The following is a 25,310-nucleotide window of genomic DNA, read 5'->3' as shown; positions in this document are numbered from 1 at the left end:
TCCGTGCGCGGGTCGGTGGTCGTTGACCACCCGGGCGCCTTCAACAAGCGCCTTGGCTTCTGTATCGGCGCCGGCGGCGCCAAACTGAAGCCCGGCGCTTCAGGTCAGCAGGCTGACGGCGCCCGAAAAAGTGAAAAATGCCGCGACGGTCGTGACCAGGATGATGCGGGCGATGCGCCCGTTGTCGGCGCCGAAGCGCTCTGCCAGCAGCGAGACGTTGCTCGCGCTCGGCAAGGCCGCCACCAGCACCATCACCGTGAGCGCCGCTGGCGAGAGCGGCACACCCAGCTGAATCGCGGCCGACCCCAGCGCGAGCACCAGCAGCGGGTGCAGCACCAGCTTCATGAGCGTCACCGGCAAATAATCCGACACAGGCATGGGGTGGCTGGACCGCATCTGGGCACGCGCCAGCACCGCGCCGATGGTGAACAACGCCACCGGCGAGGCGGCGTCGGCCAGCAGCCACACGGTCTGCTCGACCGGCTTTGGCAGGGTGAACGCGAAAGCAGAGGCCACGGCACCCAGGATGATCGACCAGGGCATGGGATTGGCCACCACGCCGCGCAAGGCCTTTTTGCCCGCCTGCAGCATGGCCTGCCCGCCGTGACCCTGGCTGCCGTCCAGCCGGGACAGCGCGATGCACAACGAACTGGTGATCACCATGTCGACCAGCATGGTCACGATCACCGTGCCCGCCACCTGCGGGCCCAGCAGCGCCGCCAGCAGCGGCACACCCATGAAGCCGGTGTTGGGAAACGCCGCCACCAGGGCACCGAGCGAAGCGTCGTTCCAGCGGATGCGGCTGTTCAGCGTCATCGCCACGGCAAACGCCACCATCACCAGCGCGCACAGCAGGTAAACACCCACCACCGACGGATCCAGCAATTCGGCTATCGGCGTGGTCGAGCCGAAGCGGTACAACAGACACGGCAGCGCGAAGAACAGCACAAAACCGTTGAGGCCGGGAATCGCGTCCAGCGGCAGCATCCCGCGCCGCGCGGCCACGAATCCGGCCAGCACGAGCGCAAAGAAAGGAAATGTGACGAGCAGGATGTTGAGCACGGGCGCCATTGTGTCAGTAGCGGCGCGCCCGGCCCGGCGCCGGTCAGAAAGGGACCGGGTCGCTCACCCTGCCCGTGCCCGGGTCAGGCGCCGCAGAGCTCCGGTGCCGAACCGGCGATCGCCGTCCACTCGTCCAGGCTCAGGAACTGCGGCTGGTCATACACACCGCCGGCCGTCTCCAGCGCCCGGTTGAAGGCCCGCAGGTGGTTGCGCGAGCCGCAGAGCAGGTTGTCGTACACGGCCACGATGTCGGGCTCGTCGAGCACCTCCCGTTTTTTCTCCTCGATGTCCACGATGTCCTTCTCTTCGACCAGGCAGCCCACCTTGAGCGCGTCGATCAGGCTGGGCTGGCCCATGGCCACGAGCTGGTCGTACAGCCGTTGCAGCTCGGCATTCACGAACACGCCGGGCGGCGTGGTCGCCGCCGGATCGGCCAGGCCGTGGGCCAGGATGAGCTGGCGGACGGCTTCGGTGTGTTGCGCCTCGCTGGGCACGATGTTGCTGAACACCTGCGCGCCCCAGAGGCCGTACAGCGCCACGTAGACATCGTGCGCGAGCTTCTCCTCTTCGCGCATGAACAGCAGGCCGGCGATTTCTTCCGCCGAGAGCTCTTCCCCCTGCAGCGGCTCCAGCGCGGTGCGGTCAAGCACGGGGACTGAAGCGTCGATGGCCGCCTCGTCGCCGCCGCCACACGCCGTCAACACCGGCGCGAGGGCGATTCCACCCAGGGTGATGCCTGCCAGTCGCAGGAATCGTTTTCTTTGCATTGCAAATCCTTGCTTGCGGCACGAAGGCGCCGCGCATTCCCGCAGGATGGGGACGAGGGGGCCGGACCAGCGTGAGAAAAATCAAGCGGCGTCGCGGCCGGCGGCGTTTTGTCAGTCGTAGGTACGCAATCCTCACGCGCCGTTACAGGTTTCACATTCGCGACGCGAGCGGTGCGGGGCCATGGGACGGCCCGACAGTGCGGTCGGTATGATCCAGCCTCCCCCCAACCCCTGCGCTCCTGGCCCCCGCCCCGGCTCACCCGGACGCCCGCCCCACACCCATGTCCGCTCCCACAGGCTCCGGCCTGAACCTTGCCCAGCTCGAAGCCGTGAACCACCTGGGCGGGCCGTGTCTGGTGCTGGCGGGCGCCGGTTCGGGCAAGACGCGCGTGATCACCCACAAGATCGGCCGCCTGATCCAGGCGGGCCTGGCCGCCGACCGCATTGCCGCCATCACCTTCACCAACAAGGCCGCCGCCGAAATGCGCGAGCGGGCCGGGCAACTGGTGGGGCGGGATGCGAAAAAGGTGCTGATCTGCACCTTCCATGCGCTGGGCGTTCGCCTGCTGCGCGAGGACGGCTCGGCACTCGGCCTGAAGAAGCAGTTTTCCATTCTCGACACCGACGACATCACGAGCCTGCTGAAAGACTGCGGCGGCACCACCGATGCGGCCACGGCGCGCGGCTGGCAGTGGGCCATCAGTGCCCTGAAGAACGCAGGCCTGAATTCGGCCCAGGCGCTCGCACAGGCGAAGGACGAGAACGAACGCGTGACCGCCACCATCATGGGCCGCTACGAGGAGCGCCTGACGGCCTACCAGAGCGTGGACTTCGACGACCTGATCGGCCTGCCGTTCAAGCTGCTCACCGAGCACCCCGACGTGCGCGAACGCTGGCAGAAGAAGATGGGGCATGTGCTGGTGGACGAATACCAGGACACCAACGCCACGCAGTACGAGCTGCTCAAGCTGCTGGTGGGCGAGCGCGCGCGTTTCACGGCCGTGGGCGACGACGACCAGTCCATCTACGGCTGGCGCGGGGCCACGCTGGACAACCTCAAGCGCCTGCCGCAGGACTACCCCGAGCTCAAGGTCATCAAGCTGGAGCAGAACTACCGCTCCACCAGCGCGATCCTGCGCGCGGCCAACAACGTGATCGGACCCAACCCCAAGCTGTTTCCAAAGACGCTGTGGAGCGACCTGGGCGAGGGTGAGCCGGTGCGCGTGGTCGACGCCGACAACGAGGAGCACGAGGCCGAGCGCGCAGTGGCGCGCATACAGAGCCTGCGCTCGAGCTCGCAGCACAAGGAGTTCCGCGACTTCGCCATCCTCTACCGGGCCAACCACATGGCGCGCCCTTTCGAGCAGTCGCTGCGCCGCGCGCAGATTCCCTACAAGGTCTCGGGAGGCCAGAGCTTCTTCGACAAGGCCGAGATCCGTGATCTCTGCGCCTGGCTGCGTCTGCTGGTGAACAACGACGACGACCCGGCATTTCTGCGCTCGGCCACCACGCCCAAGCGGGGCATCGGCCACACCACCCTGCAGGCGCTGGGCACCTTCGCCACGCAATACCGGCTCAGCCTGTTCGAGGCGCTGTTTTCGAACTCCCTGGGCACGGCCCTGCCCGCCCGGGCCGTGGCCACCCTGCATGAATTCGGCCGTGCGGTGAACGAACTCGAATACCGGGCCAGGCACACCGTCGGCCACGAAGCAGCGCGCGCCTTTCTCACCGAGTGGCTCAAGGACATCGCGTACGAAAAGCACCTGTTCGAGAGCGAGGACAACGAGAAAGTCGCCGCTGCGCGCTGGACCAACGTGATGGACTTCTGCGACTGGGTCGCGGGGCGCTGCGGCGGTCAGATCGAAGACGAGGCAGGCATGCAGGTGGAGGGCGAGCGCACGGGCACCGCCGGGCCGCCCGAGGGAGCACGAGCCTCCTCGGGGGGCAGCGAACCCAACGCGGTGGGGAGCGTGGGGGCCAAGTCGCTGATGGAAGTCGTGCAAACCATTGCCTTGCTCTCCACCCTCTCCGAACGCGAGAAGGACCAGAACGTGGTCACGCTGTCCACCCTGCATGCGTCCAAGGGCCTGGAGTGGCCCCACGTGATGCTGGTCGGGGTGAACGAAGGCCTGCTGCCGTTCAAGATGACTGATGAGCCCGGCCAGAGCGACGTCGCCACCGAGAGCATGGCGCAGCGCCTGCAGGAAGAGCGGCGCCTCATGTATGTGGGCATCACGCGCGCCCAGCGCACGCTCGCGGTGAGCTGGCTCAAGCGGCGCAAGAAGGGTCGCGAAAGCATTCCGGGTCAGGCCAGCCGCTTCATTCAGGAGATGGCACTGGACCAGAACACGGTGAAGGAAGACCCGCGCGAGAAGCTGCGCGCGCTGCGTGCCGAGTTTGCCCAGCGCGCCACCGAGCAGGCAGCCCAGAAAGCAGCGGACATCGCACCATGAGAGACCTGGTTCCAGCCTGGCTGTCTGCCGCCGCGCTGATGGCCTTGTGCCCGGCACCCGCCGCCGCACAGACGCCCGCCGTCGCCTGCACGCAGGCCGGCGAGATGGTTCCGGCCCAGCTCTACGGCCTGTGGCAACTCGTGCTCTGGCCGCAGGAGGGCGGCAGCGAAGCCACGCCCTCCTCCAGCGGCGCGGTCCTGTTCGAGCGCCACCCCGAGTACCCGGGCAGCGTGCGCGGCAGCCTCAAGCGAACCACCCCCGGCAACGATGTCCAGGCACGGGTCTCGGGCGACGTCACCCAGGGTGCATTCAACCTCGATGAATCGGCCGACGGCGTGACCATGGACGCGGTGTGGGAAGGCGAGGTGACGCCGTCCGGGTGTGCGCAGGAACTGCGCGGCATCCGCCGCCCGGCCGAAGGTCGACCCACCGGCGGGCCGGTGATGAACTTCGTGCTCAAGAAGGCGCCTGGCTGGCGCTGACGGGGTCAGCCCTCAGTAGCCGTTGGCCAGCGGGTCGGCCCGCTGCTGTGCCCGCTCCGCCGACTTCTGCAGCTCTTGCTGCACCTGCTCCTGCGCCAGGCGGCCCCGCTCGATCTCTTGTGTCTGCGCCGCACCGATCGCAGCCGCGGTGCCCGCGGTTTCAACGCCGCATCCCGCCAGCCACAGACAGGTCGCAGCCAGCCAGACCCTGCGGGTGCGAACCAGGGCGACGAGGAAGGAAGGGTGAGCGGCCATGACGGTTCCCTGAATGGACGGGTCACAAAGCACGCAGCATGCACCGGGCCGGCGCGTCGTGCAAGTGCACAACGGGGCGAACGCTTCGCGTTGTCAGGCCGCCAGCAAACCGCTCAGCCGGTCCGCGACATCGTTGTCGAAACTCATCAGCACATCGGAGGCCTGCGCTGCCGCCACCGCGGCCAGCACCGCCACCAGGCTGGCCTGTTGCGCCGAACTGGCCGGGCGATCGAGCCGCTGCTCCAGCGCCGCCAGGCTGCTGCTGCGCAGTCGCTCGGAACCCAGCACCTGCCAGGCAAAGTCGATCTCGTAACGATCCACCATCTGCTCGAGGCTCTCGCCATCCCGACGCGCTTCGTCCGCCACCTGGCCCAGGGTGCGCGTGACAAGGCATTGGGACAGGTCGGCAACGATGGCTGCGTGCTTGTGATCAAGAAGTTCTGGGTTCATGGGCGTCCTGCGCAAGGCGTGGAGCACAGCCCCGCGAGGGGCGGCTCGGAAACGAAAAAGCCCATCGCGATGGATGGGCTTTTGCGAGATGAGTGGTGGCCTGGGACGGAATCGAACCATCGACACGCGGATTTTCAATCCGCTGCTCTACCAACTGAGCTACCGGGCCTTCGGGAGAAGCGAGATTGTAGCAGCTTCCAGGGGCTGGTCTTGCCGGCGGCCGGGCTCACAGCGCGTTGCGTTTGCTGCGCGCCAGGTCCACGCCGAGCTGCTTGAGCTTGCGGTAGAGATGGGTGCGCTCCAGCCCGGTCTTTTCGGCCACGCGGGTCATGGAGCCGGCCTCTTTGGCGAGGTGGTACTCGAAGTAGGCTTTCTCGAATTCGTCGCGGGTTTCACGCAGCGGGCCTTCGAGGTTGAAGGACTGCGAGGCCTGCGGCCCCATGTCCATCACCAGTTCGGGCAGGCTGCCGCCGGTCATGGCCGCTTCGACCGTGAGCTCCATGGCCAGTCCTGTTGCCATGCGAAGCGGCGCCACGATCGGGCTGGTTTTGGGGGCCGTCTTGTTGAGTCCGTGGTCAACCGCCTTCAGCAGCTTGGCCATGGTGATCGGCTTTTCGAGGAAGGCCGTGGCGCCGATGCGCGTGGCTTCCACCGCGGTGTCGATGGTGGCGTGCCCGCTCATCATGATGACCGGCATCGACAACAGGCCGGCGCTGGCCCACTCTTTCAGCAGGGTCACGCCGTCGGTGTCGGGCATCCAGATGTCGAGCAGCACGAGATCGGGGCGCAGCTGGGCGCGAACCGCCCGCGCCTGGGCCGCGTTTTCGGCAAGTTCGACCGTGTGGCCTTCGTCGTTCAGGATTTCGGAAAGCAGGTCCCGGATGCCCAGTTCATCATCTACAACCAGAATTGTTGCCATGGCGCGGTGTGTGTCCCTCGGTGCTTGTTGTCAATTGGCAACTGCGAATGATAACGACACTTGTGCGCCGATCACCTTGCCATCGGTCACGCGGTTGCCGAGGTCCACCCGCCCGCCGTGCTCGTCCATGATCTTCTTGACCACCGCCAGGCCCAGACCGGTGCCCTTGACCTTGGTGGTGACGTAGGGTTCGAACGCGCGCTTGAGGATGTGCTCGGCAAAGCCAGGCCCCTGGTCGAGCACGGACAGGCGCACCCACTGGCCGGATTCCGAGCGGCGCGTGCGCAGGATCACCTCGGCGCCCACCTGACCGGCCATGGCGTCCTGGGCGTTCTGCACGAGGTTGTGCAGGATCTGCCGCATCTGCTGCGGGTCGGCCTGGGCCATGGGCAGGTTGTCGGCGGCCTCCAGGCGCACCGGCACCTCGGCGTTGTCATACAGCGAGAGGATGTCCCGCGCGAGCGCATTGACGTCCACCGGCTGCAGCTGCGCAGCGGGCAGCCGCGCGTAGTCACGAAACTCGTTGACCAGGCGCTTCATGGCATCGACCTGGTCGACGATGGTGCGCACCGACTTGTTGAGGATCGCCTGCTCGGCGGGCGGCACCTTCCCGTCAAGCTTCATGGCCAGGCGTTCGGCCGACAGCTGGATCGGTGTGAGCGGATTCTTGATTTCGTGCGCCAGGCGCCGGGCCACCTCACCCCAGGCCTTGGCGCGCTGGGCCGACACCATTTCAGACACGTCGTCGAACACCAGCAGGCGCTCGTTGTTGGGCAGCAGCGCGCCGCGGGCGATCAGGGTGATGCCTTCGTCGAACGGTGTCGCGCCGTTGGCGCTGAGTTCGAACGATTGTTGCCAGTAGCCGCCCTCGTTCGGGGTCTGGTCCGAGAGGAAGCGCTCGAACTGCTGCAGCACGGCGGAAGAAAAGGTTTCCAGCCCGGCCACGGTGGCCAGAGGCTGCCCCAGGTGCCGCGTCAGCGGGGTGCGCAGGATGCGCGCCGCGCCAGGATTGACGCTTTGCACACGGCCTTGCTGGTCGAGCACCACCACGCCGGCGGTGAGGTTGTCCAGGATGGTCTGCAGGTTGCCGCGCGCGGCATCCACCTGCTCCATGCTCTGCTGCACGGCCGCGCGCGCGTCCGAGAGGTCCTGCGTCATGAGGGCAAAGGTGCGGGTGAGGCCGGCGAGCTCGTCGCGCGAAGTGAGCGCCTTTTTGGGCGACAGGTCACCGGTGGCCACCTCGCGCATGCCTTCGGCCAGCACCAGCAGTGGACGGATCAACTGGTTGCCCAGCAGCACCGCCAGCAGCACCGCGCCGAAGACCGCCAGAAACAGCGCCAGGGTCAGGGTGCCGATGTACATGCGGCGCAGGCCCTCGCGCGCCAGCGCACGCTCCTGGTACTCGCGGTTGGCCACCTGCACGGCCAGCGCGTCGGCCACCAGCGCGGCAGGCAACGGCGCCACCACCTGAAGGAAGCGGGGTTCGGCGTCAAAGCCGAAGCTGGGCGGACTCACCAGCGCCAGCACCTTGATGCGCGCCTGGTTGATGGCCATGGCCGCCTGGAGCTCACCGTCCGAACCTTCGTCCAGGCCCTCGATCTGTGCCACCACGCGGGCACTGCGCACCGTGCGCAACTGCGCCGCACTGGGCCGCTCGGGCGTGAGGTCGAAGCGCGACATGCCGGAACTGCCGAGCGCCTGGCCCGAGGCGCTCCACAGCACCAGGTCGGTGACACCCAACTGCTCGCGCAGCCGTTCCAGCGCCAGCACCGCGGACGAGTTGGGCGTGCGGCCCAGTCCTTCGGCGGCCACGCGCGTCTTGCTGCCGAGGTCGGCGGCGAGCGTGTCCAGCGTGGTGCGCCCGAGGTTGAGGCCTGCGGTCAGCGCCGACTCCACCCGCACGTCGAACCAGCTCTCGATCGAACGCGAGACGAACTGGTAGGAAACGGTGTAGATGAGCAGACCGGGCAACACACCGACCAGTCCGATGATGGCGGCCAGCTTGATGAGCAGGCGGCTGCCGAACTTGCCGCGCCTGAACCGCAGGACCAGACGCGCACCCAGCCACACGATGACCAGAAGGAGAAACCCCGCCACCGCCACGTTGATGGCCACCAGCCAGCCGAAGTTCTGTTCGTACAGCGCCCGGTTGCGCGTGGCCAGGGTGAGCAGGAACAGCAGCACCATGCCCACACCGGTCATGAAGACCAGGCCTGCGCCGATGGCCCAGCGCACCGCGCCGGGCCGCTGGTGAAGGGTCGACGTGTCGGGCTGGGCGTTCACGGGTCTGGCCGCTGGCTTGCAGGGCTGTCGGCTCAGCGGGCCGGCGTGGCCGCTTCCGCCTCGGCGGTGGCACTGGCGGGCACTTCCTGTGCTTCCAGCCCGGGCGCAGGCGCTGTGGCCGGCGCTCTCTCGGGTTCGGCCCGCTGGGGCACGTCGATCTGGTCGGTGACCTCGATCGTCCAGCCCGGCTGGTTGCCCAGGCCGATCTGGAACGGCCGGGGCAACAGCGACAGGTCGAGCCGGAAAGCAAATTCGACGCGGTGGTTTGCATCGGCCGGCAGGCGGGCAGCATCGGCGATTTTCCAGCGGCTCACCCGGGCCACGCCGGCCAGGGCGTCGGACAACGAGTCGTAGTTCTGGTGCAGGGCGTACTGCAGGCCCGCACCACTGGCGTTGACCGCTGCATCGTTGGACAGGCTCACCCGCCAACGGCGCGTGAGGGGCTGGTAGGCCAGTCGCAGGGTGCGCGTGGCGCTGGCAACGCGCCGATCGGTCCAGTACCACCGCTCCCTGTAGACGTCGGCCTGCCAGACGAAGTACAGCGGGACCGACTTGAGGAGGGCCTCCTCCACCACCTGTTGAGGCGACAGTTCCATGCGCCCCGAGAGGTAGAGCGCCTCGGTGGTGCGCTGCAGGCTGACCTGATGGGGCCGCGGCGTCTGGCCTTGCGCGGCAGCGCCCAGCGCCAGCATCAGCATCAGCAGCAAGGCAACGAACAGGGCCAGGTGTCCCGGGCGCACGACCCGCAGACCGCTCATGCTGCGCACCGACCGCGTCGGGCGCGATCCCGGGTCAAGGGGCGGCCTTGTCGATGCAGGTGTAAAAGAATCCGTCATATCCACCTGACGGATTGTCGTTGAACTCCCCCGCCACAGCGGCCAGGCCGGGCAGCAAATGCCCCGGAGAAGGCTTGTGCACCGCATTGGTGTGGCGCTCAAGGAACGATTGCACCTGGTCGGCGCCCTCTGCGCGAAACACGGAGCAGGTGGCATAGAGCAGGCGCCCCCCGGGCTTGAGCAGGGGCCAGAGCGCCTCGAGCAGGCCGCGCTGCACCAGCACCAGCTGCTGCACGTCGGTGGGCCGGCGCAGCCAGCGCACATCGGGGTGCCGGCGCACGATGCCCGAAGCGGTGCAGGGGGCATCGAGCAGGATCGCGTCGAAGGCGCGGCCGTCCCACCAATCCTGCGGCCTGGCCGCGTCGGCGCAGCGCACCTCGGCCGCCAGCCCCAGCCGTTGCAAGGTGGCCGTGACGCGTTCGCAGCGCCGGGCGTCGAGGTCCAGCGCCAGCAGGCCGACATCGGCGCGCTCCAGCAGGTGCGCCGTCTTGCCACCGGGCGCGGCGCAGGCATCGAGGATGCGGTCGGCCGGGCTCCAGTCGCGCCCGGCCAGCAGCAGGCCGGCCGCGAGCTGGGCCGCGGCGTCCTGCACCGAACAATCGCCCTGCGCAAATCCGGGCAGGCGCTCCACGGGTTGCGGCGCATCCAGCACCAGGCCGTCGTCGCCCACCGGCATCGAAGCCACACCCATCGCCTGCAGCGCCTGTTGGCAGACCGCCCGGTCGATCCGCCGGCGGTTGACCCGCAGCGTCATCGGGCCGGGCTGGTTGTTGGCCACCAGGATGGCCTGCCACTGCCCGGGGTGGTCGCGCTGCAGGCGTTCGATCCACCACAAGGGGTGGTTCCAGCGGGCCTCGGGCTGGCGCATGGCGGCTTCCAGCAGCACCGGACGTTCGCGCAGGAAGCGGCGCAGGCAGGCGTTGACAAACGCAGCCTGACGCGCGGTGCTGCGGTCGTGCCGGGCCGCGTCCACCGCCTGGTTGACCACGGTATGGGCCGCGTAATGCAGGCCACTCGAGGTGCCGGCCTCGGCGTCTTCGAGCATCAGGCTCAGCGCGCAGCAGAGCAGGCTGTGCAGGGCGGCATCGGGTTTGCGCTGAACCAGCAGGGCCACCAGCGCGCGCACCGTGCCCAGGTGGCGCAGCGCATGAAAGGTGAGCGCCTGCACGCCGGGACGCAACTCGGCGGCGACCTGCGGCATCACCTCGCTGAGCGAATGCCCCTGTTCCACGGCCCGCACGCAGCGCGCGGTGTGGTGCAGCTGGGTGGCCAGGCTGGGACCGAGGGGTGCGCCGGGCGGACGCGCGGCGGGTTGGGAAGGAGCGGCCGTGGCGGTCAATCGGATTCCGGGCAAAGGTGGGTGGGACCGATGAGGGTACCAGCACTGCCCGCCGGGGCACCGACCTCAGACGAGCGTCCAGCCCGGCGCGTCAATGGCTGGCCCGCTGGCCGCCGGCGTCGGCCCGGCCACCTCGTCCCGCTGCAGCGGCAGCGGGCCGGCGTCGCGACCGTAGATGCGGCGAATCCGCTCGGTCAGGGGTGGGTGTGAGTCAAACCAGCCCGCGACCTTGCCCGACTCGTTGGCCACCAGCAGCATGTGCTGCACCACCGACCCCACTGGGCGCGTTGGCACGCCTGCTTTCTGCTGGGTCAGGATCTTGCGCAACACACCGCCGAGTCCGTCACGGTTGCGTGTCCATTGCACCGCACGGGCGTCGGCCAGGTGCTCGCGCTGGCGGGACACCGCCGCCTGCAGGGCATGGCCCGCCAGCCAGCCCAGCCAGCCTGCGACCATGATGGCCAGGCCGATGAGCGAGGCCACCATGCGCCGGTCCCGGGTGTCCGGCTCGAACAGGGTCTGGCCCATGCGGTAGAGCATTTCCAGCCCGAACACCATGCCGACCAGCCGCATGTTCAGGCGCGTGTCGCCTTCGCCGATGTGACTGAACTCGTGGGCGACCAGTCCCTGCAACTCGTCGCGCGTGAGGTGCTCCAGCGCCCCCTGGGTGACCGCCACCACCGAATCGTCTTCGTCCCAGCCGGCGGCAAAGGCGTTGATGCCGGGGTCACGGGCCAGCACCATGGCCTGGGGCCGCTTCACATTCGACGAGATGGCCATTTCGTCGACGATGTTGCAGAACCTCTGCTCGTCAAAGCCGCCCGACGGATACGCGGCCCGCGCACCCAGTTGTTCGGCCAGTCGCACGCCACCACCCTCGCCCAGACGCGAGGTCTCGACCCACCATCCGCCCAGCACGAAGAGCAGCGTGACGCCGGTGTTGACCGCAAAAAAATGGCGCGGGAAGCTCAGGTCTCCCGGCATCCAGAAGCCCCAGGTCAGGCCCCAGGCCAGCGCCAGCGCGGCGTTGACCGCCACCAGCAGCAGCAACACGGTGAGGCCGAAAGCCAGCAGGAGGCGCGTGGTCTGCCCACGCGCCTGGCGCTGGAACTCGAAGAAGCGCATGGGCCGGCTGTCGGGCGTGCGTCAGATCTCGATCCGCAGCGTCTGGCGCTCGGCGTCGCTGGTGGTGGACTCCAGCATGGGTTGCGGCAGGAAATTGAAGAGGCGCGCCACGATCAGGGCCGGAAACTGCGCAGCGGCGTCGTTGAACTCGAGCACGTTGTCGTTGTAGGCCTGGCGCGCGAAACCGATGCGGTTTTCGGTGCTGGAGAGCTCTTCGCTGAGCTCGCGCATGTTCTGGTCGGCCTTGAGGTCGGGATAAGCCTCGGCCACCGCAAACAGGCGACCGAGTGCTCCCCCCAGCAATTGTTCAGCCCCGGCCAGCGCACCCAGCGCGCCGGCATTGAGCGGGCTGGCGGCCGCGGCCTGTTCTGCGGAGCGGGCCTGGTTTCGCGCCGCAATCACCGCCTCCAGGGTCCGGGATTCGTGAGCGAGGTACTTGCGCGCCACCTCCACCAGGTTGGGGATCAGGTCGTAGCGGCGCTTGAGTTGCACGTCGATCTGTCCAAACGCATTGGCGATGGCGTTCTTCAGGCGGACCAGGCGGTTGTACGCCCCGACACCCCAGAAGAACACGGCCAGACCCAAACCCAGCAATACCCACATCGACACGGCCATGTTGGCTCTCCTTGGTTGCAAGCTTGCCGCCCGGCAGGCCGCGCCAATATACCCGCGGCCCGCTGTCCGACGGCGAGAACCGGCCATGAAAAAAGCCCCCGGTCGGATGACTGGGGGCTTTTGAGGGGGCGACGGCGAAGCCGGCGCGGGGGTGAACCCTTACTCCGATTCGTTGGTGCTCGACACGTCGGCCTGCTCGGCCTGCTCGGCCTGGTCGGCTGCCAGCGACACGGCGTCGGCCTCGGCGATGGCACGGCGTTCTTCGTCGTCCATCTTCTCCTTGACCTTGCGCGCTTCGTGGTAGGCCATGCCGGTACCGGCCGGGATCAGGCGACCCACGATCACGTTTTCCTTCAGACCCCGCAGTTCGTCGCGCTTGCCCATGATGGCCGCTTCGGTCAGCACCCGGGTGGTTTCCTGGAAGGACGCCGCCGAGATGAACGAGTCGGTCGACAGCGAAGCCTTGGTGATGCCCAGCAGGATGTTGCTGAACACCGCCGGCAGCTTGCCATCGGCACGCAGCGCGTCGTTGGTGTTGAGGATTTCCGAACGCTCGACCTGCTCACCGGCGATGTAGTTCGAATCACCCACGCTGTCCACGACCACGCGGCGCAGCATCTGGCGAACGATCACCTCGATGTGCTTGTCGTTGATCTTCACGCCCTGCAGGCGGTAGACGTCCTGCACCTCGTCGACGATGTAGCGGGCCAGCTCCTCCATGCCGAGCAGGCGCAGGATGTCCTGCGGGTCGGCCGGGCCGTCCACCACGCTTTCGCCCTTGTTGACCACCTGGCCCTCGTGCACCAGGATGTTCTTCTCCTTGGGGATGAGGTCGTCCCACACCTTGCCTTCGGGGTCGGTGATCTGCAGGCGAACCTTGCCCTTGGTCTCCTTGCCGAACGACACGGTACCGGTCATCTCGGCCAGCATGCCCTTGTCTTTCGGGCTGCGGGCTTCGAACAGCTCGGCCACACGCGGCAGACCGCCGGTGATGTCGCGCGTCTTCTGGCCTTCGACCGGGATGCGGGCCAGCACTTCGCCAGGGCCCACGTCCATGCCGTCGCGCACCTGGATCAGCGAACCGATCTGGAAGCCGATGGTCACCGAGTGGTCGGTGCCCGGGATCTTCACTTCGTTGCCCGTTGCATCGATCAGCTTGACCTGGGGGCGAACCACCTTGGTCACGCCGCGGCGCTTCGGATCGATCACGACCAGGGTCGACAGACCGGTGACGTCGTCCACCTGCTTGGCCACGGTGAGGCCTTCCTCGACGTTCTCGAAACGCACCTGACCGGCGAATTCCGTGATGATCGGGCGCGTCAGCGGATCCCAGTTCGCCAGGATCGCGCCAGCCTTGATGCTCTGGTCGGCCTTGATCGACAGGATGGCGCCGTACGGCACCTTGTGGCGCTCGCGCTCGCGGCCGTGTTCGTCGTGAATGATGATTTCGCCGGAACGCGAGATCACCACCAGTTCGCCCTTGGTGTTGGTCACGTAGCGCATGGTGGCGTTGAAGCCGATCACGCCGCTGGACTTGGCTTCCACGCTGGAGGCCACCGCCGCACGCGAGGCCGCACCACCGATGTGGAAGGTGCGCATGGTCAGCTGCGTGCCGGGCTCGCCGATCGACTGGGCGGCAATCACGCCGACCGCTTCGCCGATGTTGACCAGGCCACCACGACCCAGGTCGCGGCCGTAGCACTTGGCGCAGATGCCGAAGCGGGTTTCGCAGGTCAGTGCGGTGCGCACTTTCACTTCGTCCACCGCAGCGGCTTCGAGCATGTCGAGCATGTCCTCGTCGAGCATCTCGCCGGCGGGCACCAGCAGGGCACGCGTTTCGGGATGCATCACTTCCTCGGCCGTGGTGCGGCCCAGGATGCGGTCACGCAGTGACTCGATGACTTCACCGCCTTCGACGATGGCACGCATCAGCGTGCCGTTGGTGGTGCCGCAGTCCTGGGTGTTGACCACCAGATCCTGCGTCACGTCGACCAGGCGGCGCGTGAGGTAGCCCGAGTTCGCGGTCTTCAGCGCCGTGTCGGCCAGGCCTTTTCGAGCGCCGTGGGTCGAGATGAAGTACTGCAGCACGTTGAGACCTTCACGGAAGTTCGCCGTGATGGGGGTCTCGATGATGGAGCCGTCGGGCTTGGCCATCAGGCCGCGCATGCCGGCGAGCTGGCGGATCTGCGCCGCAGAGCCACGAGCACCCGAGTCGGCCATCATGTAGATGGAGTTGAACGACTCCTGATCCACTTCCTTGCCGTGGCGATCGGTGGTCTTCTGCTTGGCCAGCTGGGCCATCATGACCTTGGAGATCTCGTCACCGGCCTTGCCCCAGATGTCCACCACCTTGTTGTAGCGCTCGCCAGCGGTCACCAGACCGGAGGCGTACTGCTGAGCAATTTCCTTCACCTCGTTTTCGGCGCGGTCGATGATGGCCGGCTTTTCCTTGGGCACCAGCATGTCGTCCACTGCGATCGAGATGCCGGCGCGCGTGGCCAGACGGAAGCCGTTTTGCAGCAGCTTGTCGGCGAACACCACGGTTTCCTTCAGGCCGCACTTGCGGAACGAGGTGTTGATCAGGCGCGAGATCTCCTTCTTCTTCAGCGCCTTGTTCAGCACCTCGAAGGGCAGGCCACGCGGCAGGATCTCGGAGAGCAGCGCGCGGCCCACCGTGGTGTCGACCAGCGTGGTCGACGGGGTCCACTCGCCGGTGGCCTTGTCCAGCGTCTGCTGGGTCAGGCGCACGCTGATGCGGGCGGTGATTTCCACCACCGCGTTGTCGAGCGCGCGCTGCAGCTCGGACAGATCGGCAAAGATCATGCCCTCGCCCTTGGCGTTGATGCGCTCGCGGGTGGCGTAGTACAGACCCAGCACCACGTCTTGCGACGGGACGATGGACGGCTCGCCGTTGGCCGGGAACAGGATGTTGTTCGAGGCCAGCATCAGGGTGCGCGCTTCGATCTGCGCCTCCACCGACAGCGGCACGTGAACGGCCATCTGGTCACCGTCGAAGTCGGCGTTGAACGCAGCGCAGACCAGCGGGTGCAGCTGGATCGCCTTGCCCTCGATCAGGATGGGCTCGAACGCCTGGATGCCCAGGCGGTGCAGCGTCGGTGCGCGGTTGAGCATCACCGGATGCTCCTTGATCACCTCTTCCAGGATGTCCCAAACCACCGGCGTGCCGGCTTCAACTTCCTTCTTCGCGGCCTTGATGGTGGTCGCGATGCCCATGGCTTCCAGGCGCGAGAAGATGAAGGGCTTGAACAGCTCCAGGGCCATCAGCTTGGGCAGGCCGCACTGGTGCAGCTTGAGCGTGGGGCCGACCACGATGACCGAGCGGCCCGAGTAGTCGACGCGCTTGCCCAGCAAGTTCTGGCGGAAACGACCGCTCTTGCCCTTGATCATGTCGGCCAGCGACTTGAGCGCGCGCTTGTTGGCGCCCGTCATGGCCTTGCCACGGCGGCCGTTGTCCAGCAACGAGTCAACGGCTTCCTGCAGCATGCGCTTCTCGTTGCGCGCGATGATCTCGGGCGCCTTGAGTTCGAGCAGGCGACGCAGACGGCTGTTGCGGTTGATGACGCGGCGATACAGGTCGTTCAGGTCGGAGGTCGCGAAACGGCCACCGTCCAGGGGCACCAGCGGACGCAGGTCTGGCGGCAGCACGGGCAGCACGTCGAGCACCATCCACTCGGGCTTGATGCCCGACTTCTTGAAGGCTTCCAGCACCTTCAGGCGCTTGGCGTTCTTCTTGATCTTGAGCTCGGAGCCGGTCAGGTCGTTGCGCAGCTTCTCGATCTCGATGTCGAGATCGATGGCCTGCAGCAGTTCCTTGATGCCTTCGGCGCCCATCTTGGCCACGAATTCATCGCCGAACTCCTTGCGTTTGGCGTCGAAGTCGTCCTCGGACATGATGCCGAACTTCTTCAGCGGGGTCATGCCGGGGTCGGTCACCACGTAGGCTTCGAAGTACAGCACGCGTTCGATGTCGCGCAGCGTCATGTCCAGGATCAGGCCCAGGCGCGACGGCAGCGACTTCAGGAACCAGATGTGGGCGCAAGGCGCGGCCAGATCGATGTGACCCATGCGCTCGCGGCGCACCTTGGTCTGCGTGACTTCAACGCCGCACTTCTCGCAGATGACACCGCGGTGCTTCAGGCGCTTGTACTTGCCGCACAGGCACTCGTAGTCCTTGATGGGGCCGAAGATCTTGGCGCAGAACAGGCCGTCGCGTTCGGGCTTGAAGGTGCGGTAGTTGATGGTCTCGGGCTTCTTGACTTCACCAAAGGACCACGAGCGGATTTTTTCCGGCGAGGCCAGACCGATGCGGATCGCATCGAAATGTTCGTCGGGCGTGAACTGCTTGAACAGGTCGAGCAAGGATTTCATGTGAATTTCCTTAAATTACAGAGACAGCGAATGAGGAGCGAAGTGACTTGACCAGGAACACCGCGGAACTGGCTTCGCCAGGCCGCAGGTGTTGTCCCCCTGGGGGGACGCCGCAAAGCGGCGCAGGGGGGTCAGCTTCTTTCCAGTTCGATATCGATACCGAGCGAACGGATTTCCTTGACCAGCACGTTGAACGACTCGGGCATGCCGGCGTCGATCGTGTGCTCGCCCTTGACGATGCTCTCGTAGACCTTGGTTCGACCCTGCACGTCGTCCGATTTGACGGTGAGCATTTCCTGCAGGATGTACGAGGCACCGTAGGCTTCCAGCGCCCACACCTCCATCTCGCCGAAACGCTGACCACCGAACTGCGCCTTGCCGCCCAGCGGCTGCTGCGTGACCAGGGAGTACGGGCCGGTGGAACGGGCGTGCATCTTGTCGTCGACCAGGTGGTGCAGCTTCAGGAAGTGCATGTAACCCACGGTCGTCTTGCGCTCGAAAGCGTCACCCGTGCGGCCGTCGTACAGCTGCGCCTGGGTGCGGGTGGCGGTCAGGCCCTTGATCTCGGCAATGTCGTCCGGGTAGGCCAGCTTGAGCATGGTGCGGATCTCGTCTTCCGAGGCACCGTCGAACACCGGGGTGGCGAACGGCACACCGGTGGTGAGGTTCTCGGCCATCTCGACCACTTCGGAGTCGCTCATGTCGCCAAGCGACTCTTTCTTGCCGGCCTGGTTGTAGATGGTGTCGAGGAAACCGCGCAGCTCCGAGACCTTGGCTTCGGCCTGCAGCATGTCGCCGATGCGCTGGCCCAGGCCCTTGGCGGCCCAGCCCAGGTGGACCTCGAGCACCTGACCCACGTTCATGCGCGAAGGCACGCCCAGCGGGTTGAGCACGATGTCGGCAGGGGTGCCGTCGGCCATGTAGGGCATGTCTTCCACGGGCACGATCTTGGAGACCACACCCTTGTTGCCGTGACGGCCAGCCATCTTGTCACCGGGCTGCAGGCGGCGCTTGACGGCCAGGTAGACCTTGACCATCTTGAGCACGCCTGCCGGCAGCTCGTCGCCCTGCGTGAGCTTCTTGCGCTTCTCTTCGAACGCGAGGTCGAAGCTGTGGCGCGTCTGCTCCATCGAGTTCTTGATCGACTCCAGCTGGGCAGCGACGGTGTCGTCGGCCGGGCGGATGTCGAACCAGTGGTACTTCTCGACGTCGTCCAGGTAGGCCTTGTCGATGGTCGTTCCCTTGGAGAGCTTCTTCGGGCCACCGTTGGCGGTCTTGCCCGTCAGCAGCTTTTCGATGCGGTCGAAGGCGTCGGCTTCCACGATGCGCAGCTGGTCGTTCAGGTCAAGGCGGAAGCGCTTGAGCTCGTCGTCGATGATCTGCTGGGCGCGCTTGTCGCGCGTGATGCCTTCGCGGGTGAACACCTGCACATCGATGACCGTGCCTTGCGAGCCCTGGTCCACGCGCAGCGAGGTGTCCTTCACGTCGGAGGCCTTCTCGCCGAAGATGGCGCGCAGCAGCTTCTCTTCAGGCGTGAGGGTGGTCTCGCCCTTGGGCGTGACCTTGCCGACGAGCACATCGCCGGGCAGCACTTCGGCGCCCACATAGATGATGCCGGAGTCGTCCAGGCGGTTGAGCTGCTGCTCGGCCAGGTTGGGAATGTCGCGGGTGATTTCTTCCGCGCCCAGCTTGGTGTCGCGTGCCATCACGACCAGCTCCTCGATGTGGATCGAGGTGTAGCGGTCTTCCGACACAACCTTCTCGGAGATCAGGATCGAGTCCTCGAAGTTGTAGCCGTTCCAGGGCATGAAGGCGATCAGCATGTTCTGGCCGATCGAGATCTCGCCCAGATCGGTCGATGCGCCATCGGCGATCACGTCACCCTTGGCCAGCATGTCGCCCTTCTTGACGATGGGGCGCTGGTGGATGTTGGTGTTCTGGTTCGAACGCTGGTATTTGATGAGGTTGTAGATGTCCACACCCACTTCACCGGCCACCGCTTCGGCATCGTTCACGCGCACCACGATGCGGGTGGCATCGACATAGTCGACCTTGCCGCCGCGGGTGGCGGTCACCACGGTGCCGGAGTCGATCGCAGCAACGCGCTCGATACCGGTGCCCACCAGTGGCTTTTCAGGGCGCAGCACAGGCACGGCCTGGCGCGACATGTTGGCGCCCATCAGCGCGCGGTTGGCATCGTCGTGCTCCAGGAAAGGCACCAGCGAGGCGGCCACCGACACGATCTGCGCCGGCGACACGTCCATGTACTGGATGGTGTCGGACGGGGTCAGGATCGACTCGCCTTTTTCGCGCGCGGAGATCAGGTCGCCGGTCAGACGGCCTTCGCCGTCGAGCGTGGCGTTGGCCTGCGCGATGACGTACTTGCCCTCTTCGATCGCCGACAGATAGTCGATCTGGTTCGTGACCTTGCCTTCGATCACCCGGCGGTACGGGGTTTCAATGAAACCGTACTCGTTCAGGCGGGCGTAGAGGGCCAGCGAGTTGATCAGGCCGATGTTCGGGCCTTCAGGCGTCTCGATGGGGCAGACGCGGCCGTAATGGGTCACGTGCACGTCACGCACCTCGAAGCCGGCGCGCTCGCGGGTCAGGCCGCCCGGGCCAAGGGCCGACACGCGGCGCTTGTGGGTGATCTCGGCCAGCGGGTTGGTCTGGTCCATGAACTGCGACAGCTGCGACGCACCGAAGAACTCCTTGAGGGCCGCGGAAATCGGCTTGGAGTTGATCAGGTCGTGCGGCATCAGCGGCTCTTGCTCGGCCTGGCCCAGACGCTCTTTCACGGCTTTCTCGATGCGCGCCAGACCGGTGCGGTACTGGTTCTCGGCGAGTTCGCCCACGCAGCGAACGCGGCGGTTGCCCAGGTGGTCGATGTCATCGACTTCGCCGCGACCGTTGCGCAGGTCCACGAGGATCTTGACCACGGCCAGGATGTCTTCGTTGGACAGCACCATCGGGCCGGTGGATTCGTCGCGGCCCACGCGGGCGTTGAACTTCATGCGGCCCACGCGCGACAGGTCGTAGGTGTCCGGGTTGTAGAACAGGCGGTGGAACAGGGCCTGCACCGCGTCTTCGGTCGGCGGCTCGCCGGGGCGCATCATGCGATAGATGGCCACGCGCGCGGCGAACTCGTCGGCGGTTTCGTCGATGCGCAGGGTCTGCGAGATGTAGGCGCCCTGGTCGAGTTCGTTGGTGTAGAGGCACTGGAGGTCCTGCACGCCGGAGGTGCGCAGCTTCTTCAGCAGCACTTCGGTCAACTCTTCGTTGGCCTTGGCAATGATCTCGCCGGTGTCCTCGTCCACGATGTTGCGCGCAACCACGCGGCCGATCATGAAGTCTTCCGGCACGCTGATGTGCGTGGTGCCCGACTGCTCCAGTTCGCGGGTGTGGCGAACGGTGATGCGCTTGTCTTTCGCAACCACGACCTTGCCGGCCTTGTCGGTGATGTCGAAGCGGGCGACTTCACCGCGCAGGCGCTCGGGCACGAACGCCATCTGCGCGCCGCTGTCCATCACGCGGAAGTGGTCGTTGACGAAGAAGTTCGCCAGGATGGTTTCGGGCGTCAGGCCGATGGCCTTGAGCAGGATGGTGACCGGCATCTTGCGGCGGCGGTCGACACGGAAGAACAGCACGTCTTTCGGGTCGAATTCGAAGTCGAGCCAGGAGCCGCGGTAAGGAATGATGCGGGCCGAGAACAGCAGCTTGCCCGAGCTGTGCGTCTTGCCCTTGTCGTGTTCGAAGAACACACCGGGCGAGCGGTGCAACTGCGACACGATGACACGCTCGGTGCCGTTGATGATGAAGGAGCCCTTCTCGGTCATCAGGGGCACCTCGCCCATGTAGACCTCCTGCTCTTTCACTTCCTTGATCACCTTGGACTGCGCGGTCGAGGACTCGCGGTCATAGATGATGAGCTGAACGCGGGCGCGCACGGCCGATGCGAAGGTCAGACCACGGGTCTGGCATTCGCGCACATCGAAGGCTGGCTTGGCCAGGTTGTACTCAACGAACTTCATCTCCACAAAACCGTTGTGGGAGACGATCGGGAAAGCGGCTTCAAACGCCGCCTGCAGGCCCTCGTTGGTGCGCTTTTTCGGCGCGTTGTCGGCTTGCAGAAACGCGGTGTAGGCGTCCTTCTGCATCTGCAACAGGTACGGAATCGCGAGAACGTTTTCGCGGGTACCAAAGCTCTTGCGGATGCGTTTGCGTTCGGTGTATGAGTATTTCGATGCTGGGGCCATGAGATCTCCGGGCTTGAGGTCTGCGGCGACTGTCTTGCCTACCAGGAGGACGGATTCCTGGTGGCTTTCTTGGTGGCTGGCCTCTACCAACCATTGGCGGACGGCCTGCGCATTGCACACAGGCCCGAACCAAGTCGTTTTCTGCAGTCGGGGTCAGAAAACACTGGTAAGCAAACTCGTGGAATTTGCTTGCCGGTGTTTCAACAAAACACTCGAAAGCGGGGTGAGAGACCGGGCTTTCGGGTGTGCTCTGAAAGCACAGAAGGCTGGAGGCCCTTTCAAGCACTCCAGCCTCGGGACACGAGCGAATTACTTCAGCTCGGCCTTGGCGCCGGCATCCACCAGCTTCTTCATCGCGGCTTCGGCATCGGCCTTGGCCACGGCTTCTTTCACGTTCTTCGGTGCGCCATCGACCAGGTCCTTGGCTTCTTTCAGGCCCAGACCGGTGATTTCGCGAACGGCCTTGATGACCGAGACCTTGTTGGCGCCTGCCTCGAGCAGAACGACGTTGAATTCGGTCTTCTCTTCAGCCACGGCAGCAGCACCGCCACCACCGGCTGCGGGTGCAGCCATGGCGGCCGCGCTCACGCCAAACTTCTCTTCGATGGCTTTCACCAGGTCGTTGAGTTCCATGACCGTCATGCTGTCCAGCGCGGTCAAAAATGCGTCTTTATCGAATGCCATTTTGATTTCCTAACAATTGGTTGAATGAACGGTGCACGCGCTTACGCGGCAGCCGCTTCCTCGGCTGCCACCGGGGCAGCGCCTTCGCCTTTTTTCGCCGCCAGCGCGCCCAGCACAACGGCCGTACGCGACATGGGCGACATCAGCAAGCCACACAGCTGGGCCAGCAGCACTTCTTTCGAAGGGATGCTTGCAAGCTGCTTCACGCCATCGACGTCCAGGACCTTGCCGCCGTACACACCGGCACGAATCACCAACTTGTCGTTGGTCTTCGCGAACTCGGCCACCACTTTTGCAGCGGCCACGGCGTCGACAGAAAATCCATAGATCAGCGGACCGGTCATCTGGTCTGCGGCCACTTCAAATGCGCTGCCTGCCACTGCACGGCGGGCCAGGGTGTTTTTCAACACGCTCAGGCTCACACCGTTGCTGCGGGCTGTGACGCGCAGTTTGTCCATGTTCGCGACCGTGATGCCACGGTACTCCGCCATCACGAGCGTTTGAGCTTTTGCGGCGAGGCTGGTCACTTCGGAAATGACCGCTTCTTTCTCACTGCGATTCAGACTCAAGGTCTACTCCTTAAATGTGCCCTCGGTCCTGCGACCTCAAACACGCCTCATTGCAGCGATCAACTGTTTCGGAACGAATTCCTTTTGCAGCGGGATCGCCATCTGCGTTGGCTTGTCACAATTAAGTCGGGCCGCGCCCCGAGGGGTTTGACCCGACACCAACGGTCTTGGATGGCCCCCGGCGACGGTCATGAAAACCGCCACCGGAGCCCACCACACCCGGGCGACCGCGGTCGCCCGAATTCTTCTGTTCCCCGCGTTCCCCTTGCGAGTTACGCCGAGATCGATTGCATGTCCACGCGAACGCCGACACCCATGGTCGACGACACGGCCACCTTGCGCAGGTACACACCCTTGCTGGTGGCCGGCTTGGCCTTGGTCAGTGCGTCGAGCAGGGCCACCAGGTTGCCCTGGAGCTTGTCGGTATCGAACGAGCGACGGCCGATGGTGCCGTGCACGATGCCGGCCTTGTCGACGCGGAACTGGACCTGACCGGCCTTGGCGTTGCGCACGGCCTGGGCCACGTCGGGCGTCACGGTGCCGACCTTGGGGTTGGGCATCAAACCGCGCGGACCCAGGATCTGACCCAGGGTACCGACCACGCGCATGGCGTCCGGCGAGGCGATCACCACGTCGAAATTCATGTTGCCGGCCTTGATGTCGGCAGCGAGGTCGTCCATGCCGACGATGTCGGCGCCGGCGGCCTTGGCTTCTTCAGCCTTGGCGCCCTGGGCAAACACGGCCACGCGCTTGGTCTTGCCGGTGCCGTTGGGCATCACGACGGCGCCACGCACCACCTGGTCGGACTTCTTGGCGTCCACGCCGAGCTGGATCGCCACGTCGATGGATTCGTCGAACTTGGCGTTCGCGCATTCCTTGATGATGGCAATGGCGTCGGTCAGGGGGTACAGCTTGTTGCTGTCGACCTTGCCTTCGAAGGCTTTCTGTTTTTTCGTCAGCTTGGCCATTTACACGCCCTCCACAATCACGCCCATCGAGCGGGCCGAACCGGCGATGGTGCGCACGGCGGCGTCCACGTCGGCAGCGGTCATGTCTTTCATCTTGACTTTGGCAATTTCCTCGAGCTGGGCGCGCGTGATCTTGCCGACCTTGTTCTTGTTGGGCACCGAAGAGCCCTTGTCGAGCTTGATCGCCTTCTTGATCAAGGTGGTCGCCGGCGGCGTCTTGATGATGAAGGTGAAGCTCTTGTCGGCATATGCCGTGATCACCACAGGCAGCGGCAGACCGGGTTCAACGCCCTGGGTCTGGGCGTTGAACGCCTTGCAGAACTCCATGATGTTCAAGCCGCGCTGACCCAGTGCCGGGCCGATCGGAGGGGAAGGGTTGGCCTTGCCAGCTGGGACTTGCAGCTTGACAAAGCCGACGATTTTTTTCGCCATTTTTTAGCTCCTGCGAGTGCAGACGGCTGCCATGAAAGACAACCTCCTCGCGGTTGGGGACCCGACACATTTCAACAGCGCTGGCGTCGGGCCGACCCGCCAGCACCTGAAAAACTCAGGTCTTTTCGACCTGGCTGAACTCGAGTTCAACCGGTGTGGCGCGACCAAAAATGGTCACCGACACGCGCATCTTGTTTTTCTCGTAATTGACTTCTTCGACCGTGCCGTTGAAGTCGGTGAACGGGCCTTCCTTGACGCGGACATATTCGCCCACCACGAACTCCACCTTGTGGCGGGGCTTGTCGGTGCCTTCCTGCATCTGGTTGACGATCTTCTGAACGTCTTCCTCGGAGATCGGCGCCGGGCGGTTTTTCGCGCCACCGACAAAGCCGGTGACCTTGTTGGTGTGCTTGACCAGGTGCCAGGTGTCGTCGTCCATCACCATCTCCACCAGCACATAGCCGGGGAAAAACTTGCGCTCGGTGGTGCGGCGCTGGCCGTTTTTCATCTCGACCACCTCTTCGGTGGGCACGAGGATGCGGCCGAACTTGTCCTGCATGCCGGCGCGGTTGATGCGCTCGACGATGTTGCGTTCCGCCGCCTTTTCCATGCCCGAGTAGGCATGGACCACATACCAGCGCATGCCCTCTGCGGCCACACCGTCGGTCACGGGACTGTTTTGCTCGGTCATCAGTTTCTCCAGCCCAGGATCAGGTCGTAAAACAGCCATTCGACGGTCTTGTCGGTGAGCCACAAAAAGAGCGACATCACCAGCACGAAGGCGAACACATAAGCCGTCATCTGGATGGCTTCCTTGCGGGCAGGCCAGACAACCTTTTTCACTTCACGCCAGGCATCGCGGCCAAAGGCCAGCAACTGTTTGCCCGACTCGGACACCGCGAAGACCACCACCGCGGCCAGCATCAGCGCGATCAAGGCGCCCCACTGCACCAGGGCACCGCGGGACGACAGCAGGTAAAAGGCCACAAACGAACCCAGCAGCAGTGCGATGGCTGCCGCCAGCTTGGCCTTGTCGGCGCCGGTGTGAACGGTTTGTACTTCGGAGGTGGCCATGAAAATCCAGACAAAACTTTGCAGAAAACGCGCTCAAAAACCCGAAAGCTTGAGACACGCAAGCCCACCAGAGGTCTCGTCGACTTCGGTGGGCTTGTCAACCACTCAACCGGCCGGAATCATTTTCCGGAAAACCCTGTTGGGTGGCAGGGGCAGTAGGAATCGAACCTACAACCTTCGGTTTTGGAGACCGACGCTCTGCCAATTGAGCTATACCCCTACTGGCGATGCCCCTGAGGGCTGTTAATCAGCTGGGTCAGGGCACATCGCTTCGCGAGTGGTCCGACCCTCAATTCACTTACGCGATGATCTTGGCAACGACGCCGGCGCCAACGGTGCGGCCACCTTCGCG

General features: G+C 65.4%; 20 protein-coding genes and 2 tRNA genes. 2 read left to right on the top strand and 20 right to left on the bottom strand.

The genetic code is table 11. The features are described 5' to 3' along the window. Window positions 1-99: 99 nt before the first annotated feature. The gene (locus tag QUV35_RS15685; RefSeq protein ID WP_300876168.1) at window positions 100-1,062 is read right to left on the bottom strand and encodes an AEC family transporter; all 963 of its coding nucleotides are present in this window, start codon (window positions 1,060-1,062) and stop codon (window positions 100-102) included. An 83-nt stretch (window positions 1,063-1,145) separates the two neighbouring features. Next, window positions 1,146-1,829 carry a DUF2202 domain-containing protein gene (locus QUV35_RS15680; protein ID WP_300876116.1) on the bottom strand — a complete coding sequence of 228 codons (684 nt, stop codon included), beginning with the start codon at window positions 1,827-1,829 and terminating at the stop codon, window positions 1,146-1,148. A 281-nt stretch (window positions 1,830-2,110) separates the two neighbouring features. Here QUV35_RS15680 and QUV35_RS15675 point away from each other — a divergent pair, with 281 nt between their 5' ends. Both QUV35_RS15675 and QUV35_RS15670 read left to right on the top strand, forming a co-directional pair. Further along, entirely contained in the window at window positions 2,111-4,282 is a 2,172-nt protein-coding gene (locus QUV35_RS15675; protein ID WP_300876114.1) for an ATP-dependent helicase, read from the top strand. Continuing rightward, entirely contained in the window at window positions 4,279-4,764 is a 486-nt protein-coding gene (locus tag QUV35_RS15670) for a hypothetical protein (RefSeq protein ID WP_300876112.1), read from the top strand. Before QUV35_RS15675 ends, QUV35_RS15670 begins: the two co-directional genes overlap by 4 nt. A 12-nt stretch (window positions 4,765-4,776) precedes the next feature. On the opposite strand, the gene QUV35_RS15665 is transcribed toward QUV35_RS15670, so the two are convergent. The 18 genes from QUV35_RS15665 to QUV35_RS15580 all read right to left on the bottom strand — a co-directional run bounded on the left by QUV35_RS15665 (window position 4,777) and on the right by QUV35_RS15580 (window position 25,178). Further along, on the bottom strand, window positions 4,777-5,019 hold the full coding sequence (locus QUV35_RS15665; protein WP_300876110.1) for a hypothetical protein: 243 nt from the start codon (window positions 5,017-5,019) through the stop codon (window positions 4,777-4,779). A gap of 93 nt (window positions 5,020-5,112) precedes the next feature. Then, window positions 5,113-5,469 (bottom strand): hypothetical protein, encoded by a 357-nt coding sequence (locus tag QUV35_RS15660; protein WP_300876108.1) that lies wholly within the window; start codon window positions 5,467-5,469, stop codon window positions 5,113-5,115. Window positions 5,470-5,562: 93 nt separating this feature from the next. Further along, window positions 5,563-5,638, bottom strand: a tRNA-Phe gene (locus tag QUV35_RS15655). 57 nt (window positions 5,639-5,695) lie between these two features. Then, the gene (locus tag QUV35_RS15650) at window positions 5,696-6,388 is read right to left on the bottom strand and encodes a response regulator (protein ID WP_300876106.1); all 693 of its coding nucleotides are present in this window, start codon (window positions 6,386-6,388) and stop codon (window positions 5,696-5,698) included. Window positions 6,389-6,418: 30 nt separating this feature from the next. Next, window positions 6,419-8,671: an ATP-binding protein gene (locus QUV35_RS15645; RefSeq protein WP_300876104.1), complete on the bottom strand. Its 2,253-nt coding sequence runs from the start codon at window positions 8,669-8,671 to the stop codon at window positions 6,419-6,421. Between the two features lie 32 nt (window positions 8,672-8,703). Further along, complete coding sequence (locus QUV35_RS15640) at window positions 8,704-9,429, bottom strand: DUF4390 domain-containing protein (RefSeq protein ID WP_300876101.1); 726 nt, start codon at window positions 9,427-9,429, stop codon at window positions 8,704-8,706. A 34-nt stretch (window positions 9,430-9,463) separates the two neighbouring features. Then, window positions 9,464-10,846, bottom strand: a complete 1,383-nt coding sequence (gene rsmB / locus QUV35_RS15635) for a 16S rRNA (cytosine(967)-C(5))-methyltransferase RsmB (protein ID WP_300876099.1) — start codon at window positions 10,844-10,846, stop codon at window positions 9,464-9,466. 66 nt (window positions 10,847-10,912) lie between these two features. Further along, the gene (locus QUV35_RS15630) at window positions 10,913-11,971 is read right to left on the bottom strand and encodes a M48 family metalloprotease (RefSeq protein WP_300876096.1); all 1,059 of its coding nucleotides are present in this window, start codon (window positions 11,969-11,971) and stop codon (window positions 10,913-10,915) included. A gap of 21 nt (window positions 11,972-11,992) precedes the next feature. After that, complete coding sequence (locus tag QUV35_RS15625; RefSeq protein ID WP_300876094.1) at window positions 11,993-12,586, bottom strand: LemA family protein; 594 nt, start codon at window positions 12,584-12,586, stop codon at window positions 11,993-11,995. 159 nt (window positions 12,587-12,745) lie between these two features. Next, window positions 12,746-16,975, bottom strand: coding sequence for a DNA-directed RNA polymerase subunit beta' (gene rpoC, locus QUV35_RS15620; protein ID WP_300876091.1), 4,230 nt, complete (start codon window positions 16,973-16,975; stop codon window positions 12,746-12,748). Window positions 16,976-17,106: 131 nt separating this feature from the next. Further along, window positions 17,107-21,231: a DNA-directed RNA polymerase subunit beta gene (gene rpoB / locus QUV35_RS15615; protein ID WP_300876088.1), complete on the bottom strand. Its 4,125-nt coding sequence runs from the start codon at window positions 21,229-21,231 to the stop codon at window positions 17,107-17,109. Window positions 21,232-21,540: 309 nt separating this feature from the next. Beyond that, on the bottom strand, window positions 21,541-21,915 hold the full coding sequence (gene rplL / locus QUV35_RS15610; protein ID WP_300876085.1) for a 50S ribosomal protein L7/L12: 375 nt from the start codon (window positions 21,913-21,915) through the stop codon (window positions 21,541-21,543). 41 nt (window positions 21,916-21,956) lie between these two features. Further along, window positions 21,957-22,484: a 50S ribosomal protein L10 gene (gene rplJ / locus QUV35_RS15605; protein ID WP_300876082.1), complete on the bottom strand. Its 528-nt coding sequence runs from the start codon at window positions 22,482-22,484 to the stop codon at window positions 21,957-21,959. Between the two features lie 272 nt (window positions 22,485-22,756). Beyond that, window positions 22,757-23,452 carry a 50S ribosomal protein L1 gene (rplA, locus tag QUV35_RS15600; RefSeq protein WP_300876080.1) on the bottom strand — a complete coding sequence of 232 codons (696 nt, stop codon included), beginning with the start codon at window positions 23,450-23,452 and terminating at the stop codon, window positions 22,757-22,759. Beyond that, entirely contained in the window at window positions 23,453-23,884 is a 432-nt protein-coding gene (gene rplK / locus QUV35_RS15595) for a 50S ribosomal protein L11 (RefSeq protein WP_300876077.1), read from the bottom strand. A gap of 115 nt (window positions 23,885-23,999) precedes the next feature. Next, window positions 24,000-24,575 carry a transcription termination/antitermination protein NusG gene (gene nusG, locus QUV35_RS15590; protein ID WP_056267420.1) on the bottom strand — a complete coding sequence of 192 codons (576 nt, stop codon included), beginning with the start codon at window positions 24,573-24,575 and terminating at the stop codon, window positions 24,000-24,002. Then, window positions 24,575-24,958: a preprotein translocase subunit SecE gene (gene secE, locus QUV35_RS15585; protein WP_300876072.1), complete on the bottom strand. Its 384-nt coding sequence runs from the start codon at window positions 24,956-24,958 to the stop codon at window positions 24,575-24,577. Before secE ends, nusG begins: the two co-directional genes overlap by 1 nt. Before the next feature lie 144 nt (window positions 24,959-25,102). Then, window positions 25,103-25,178 (bottom strand) — tRNA-Trp (locus tag QUV35_RS15580). Between the last annotated feature and the right edge of the window lie 132 nt (window positions 25,179-25,310).

Origin of the sequence: Hydrogenophaga sp. (assembly GCF_030373225.1) — a bacterium.
Taxonomy (GTDB): Bacteria; Pseudomonadota; Gammaproteobacteria; order Burkholderiales; family Burkholderiaceae_C; genus Hydrogenophaga.
The sequence above is the reverse complement of the archived record's forward strand: the minus strand, read 5'-3'. Positions and strand labels throughout refer to the sequence as shown.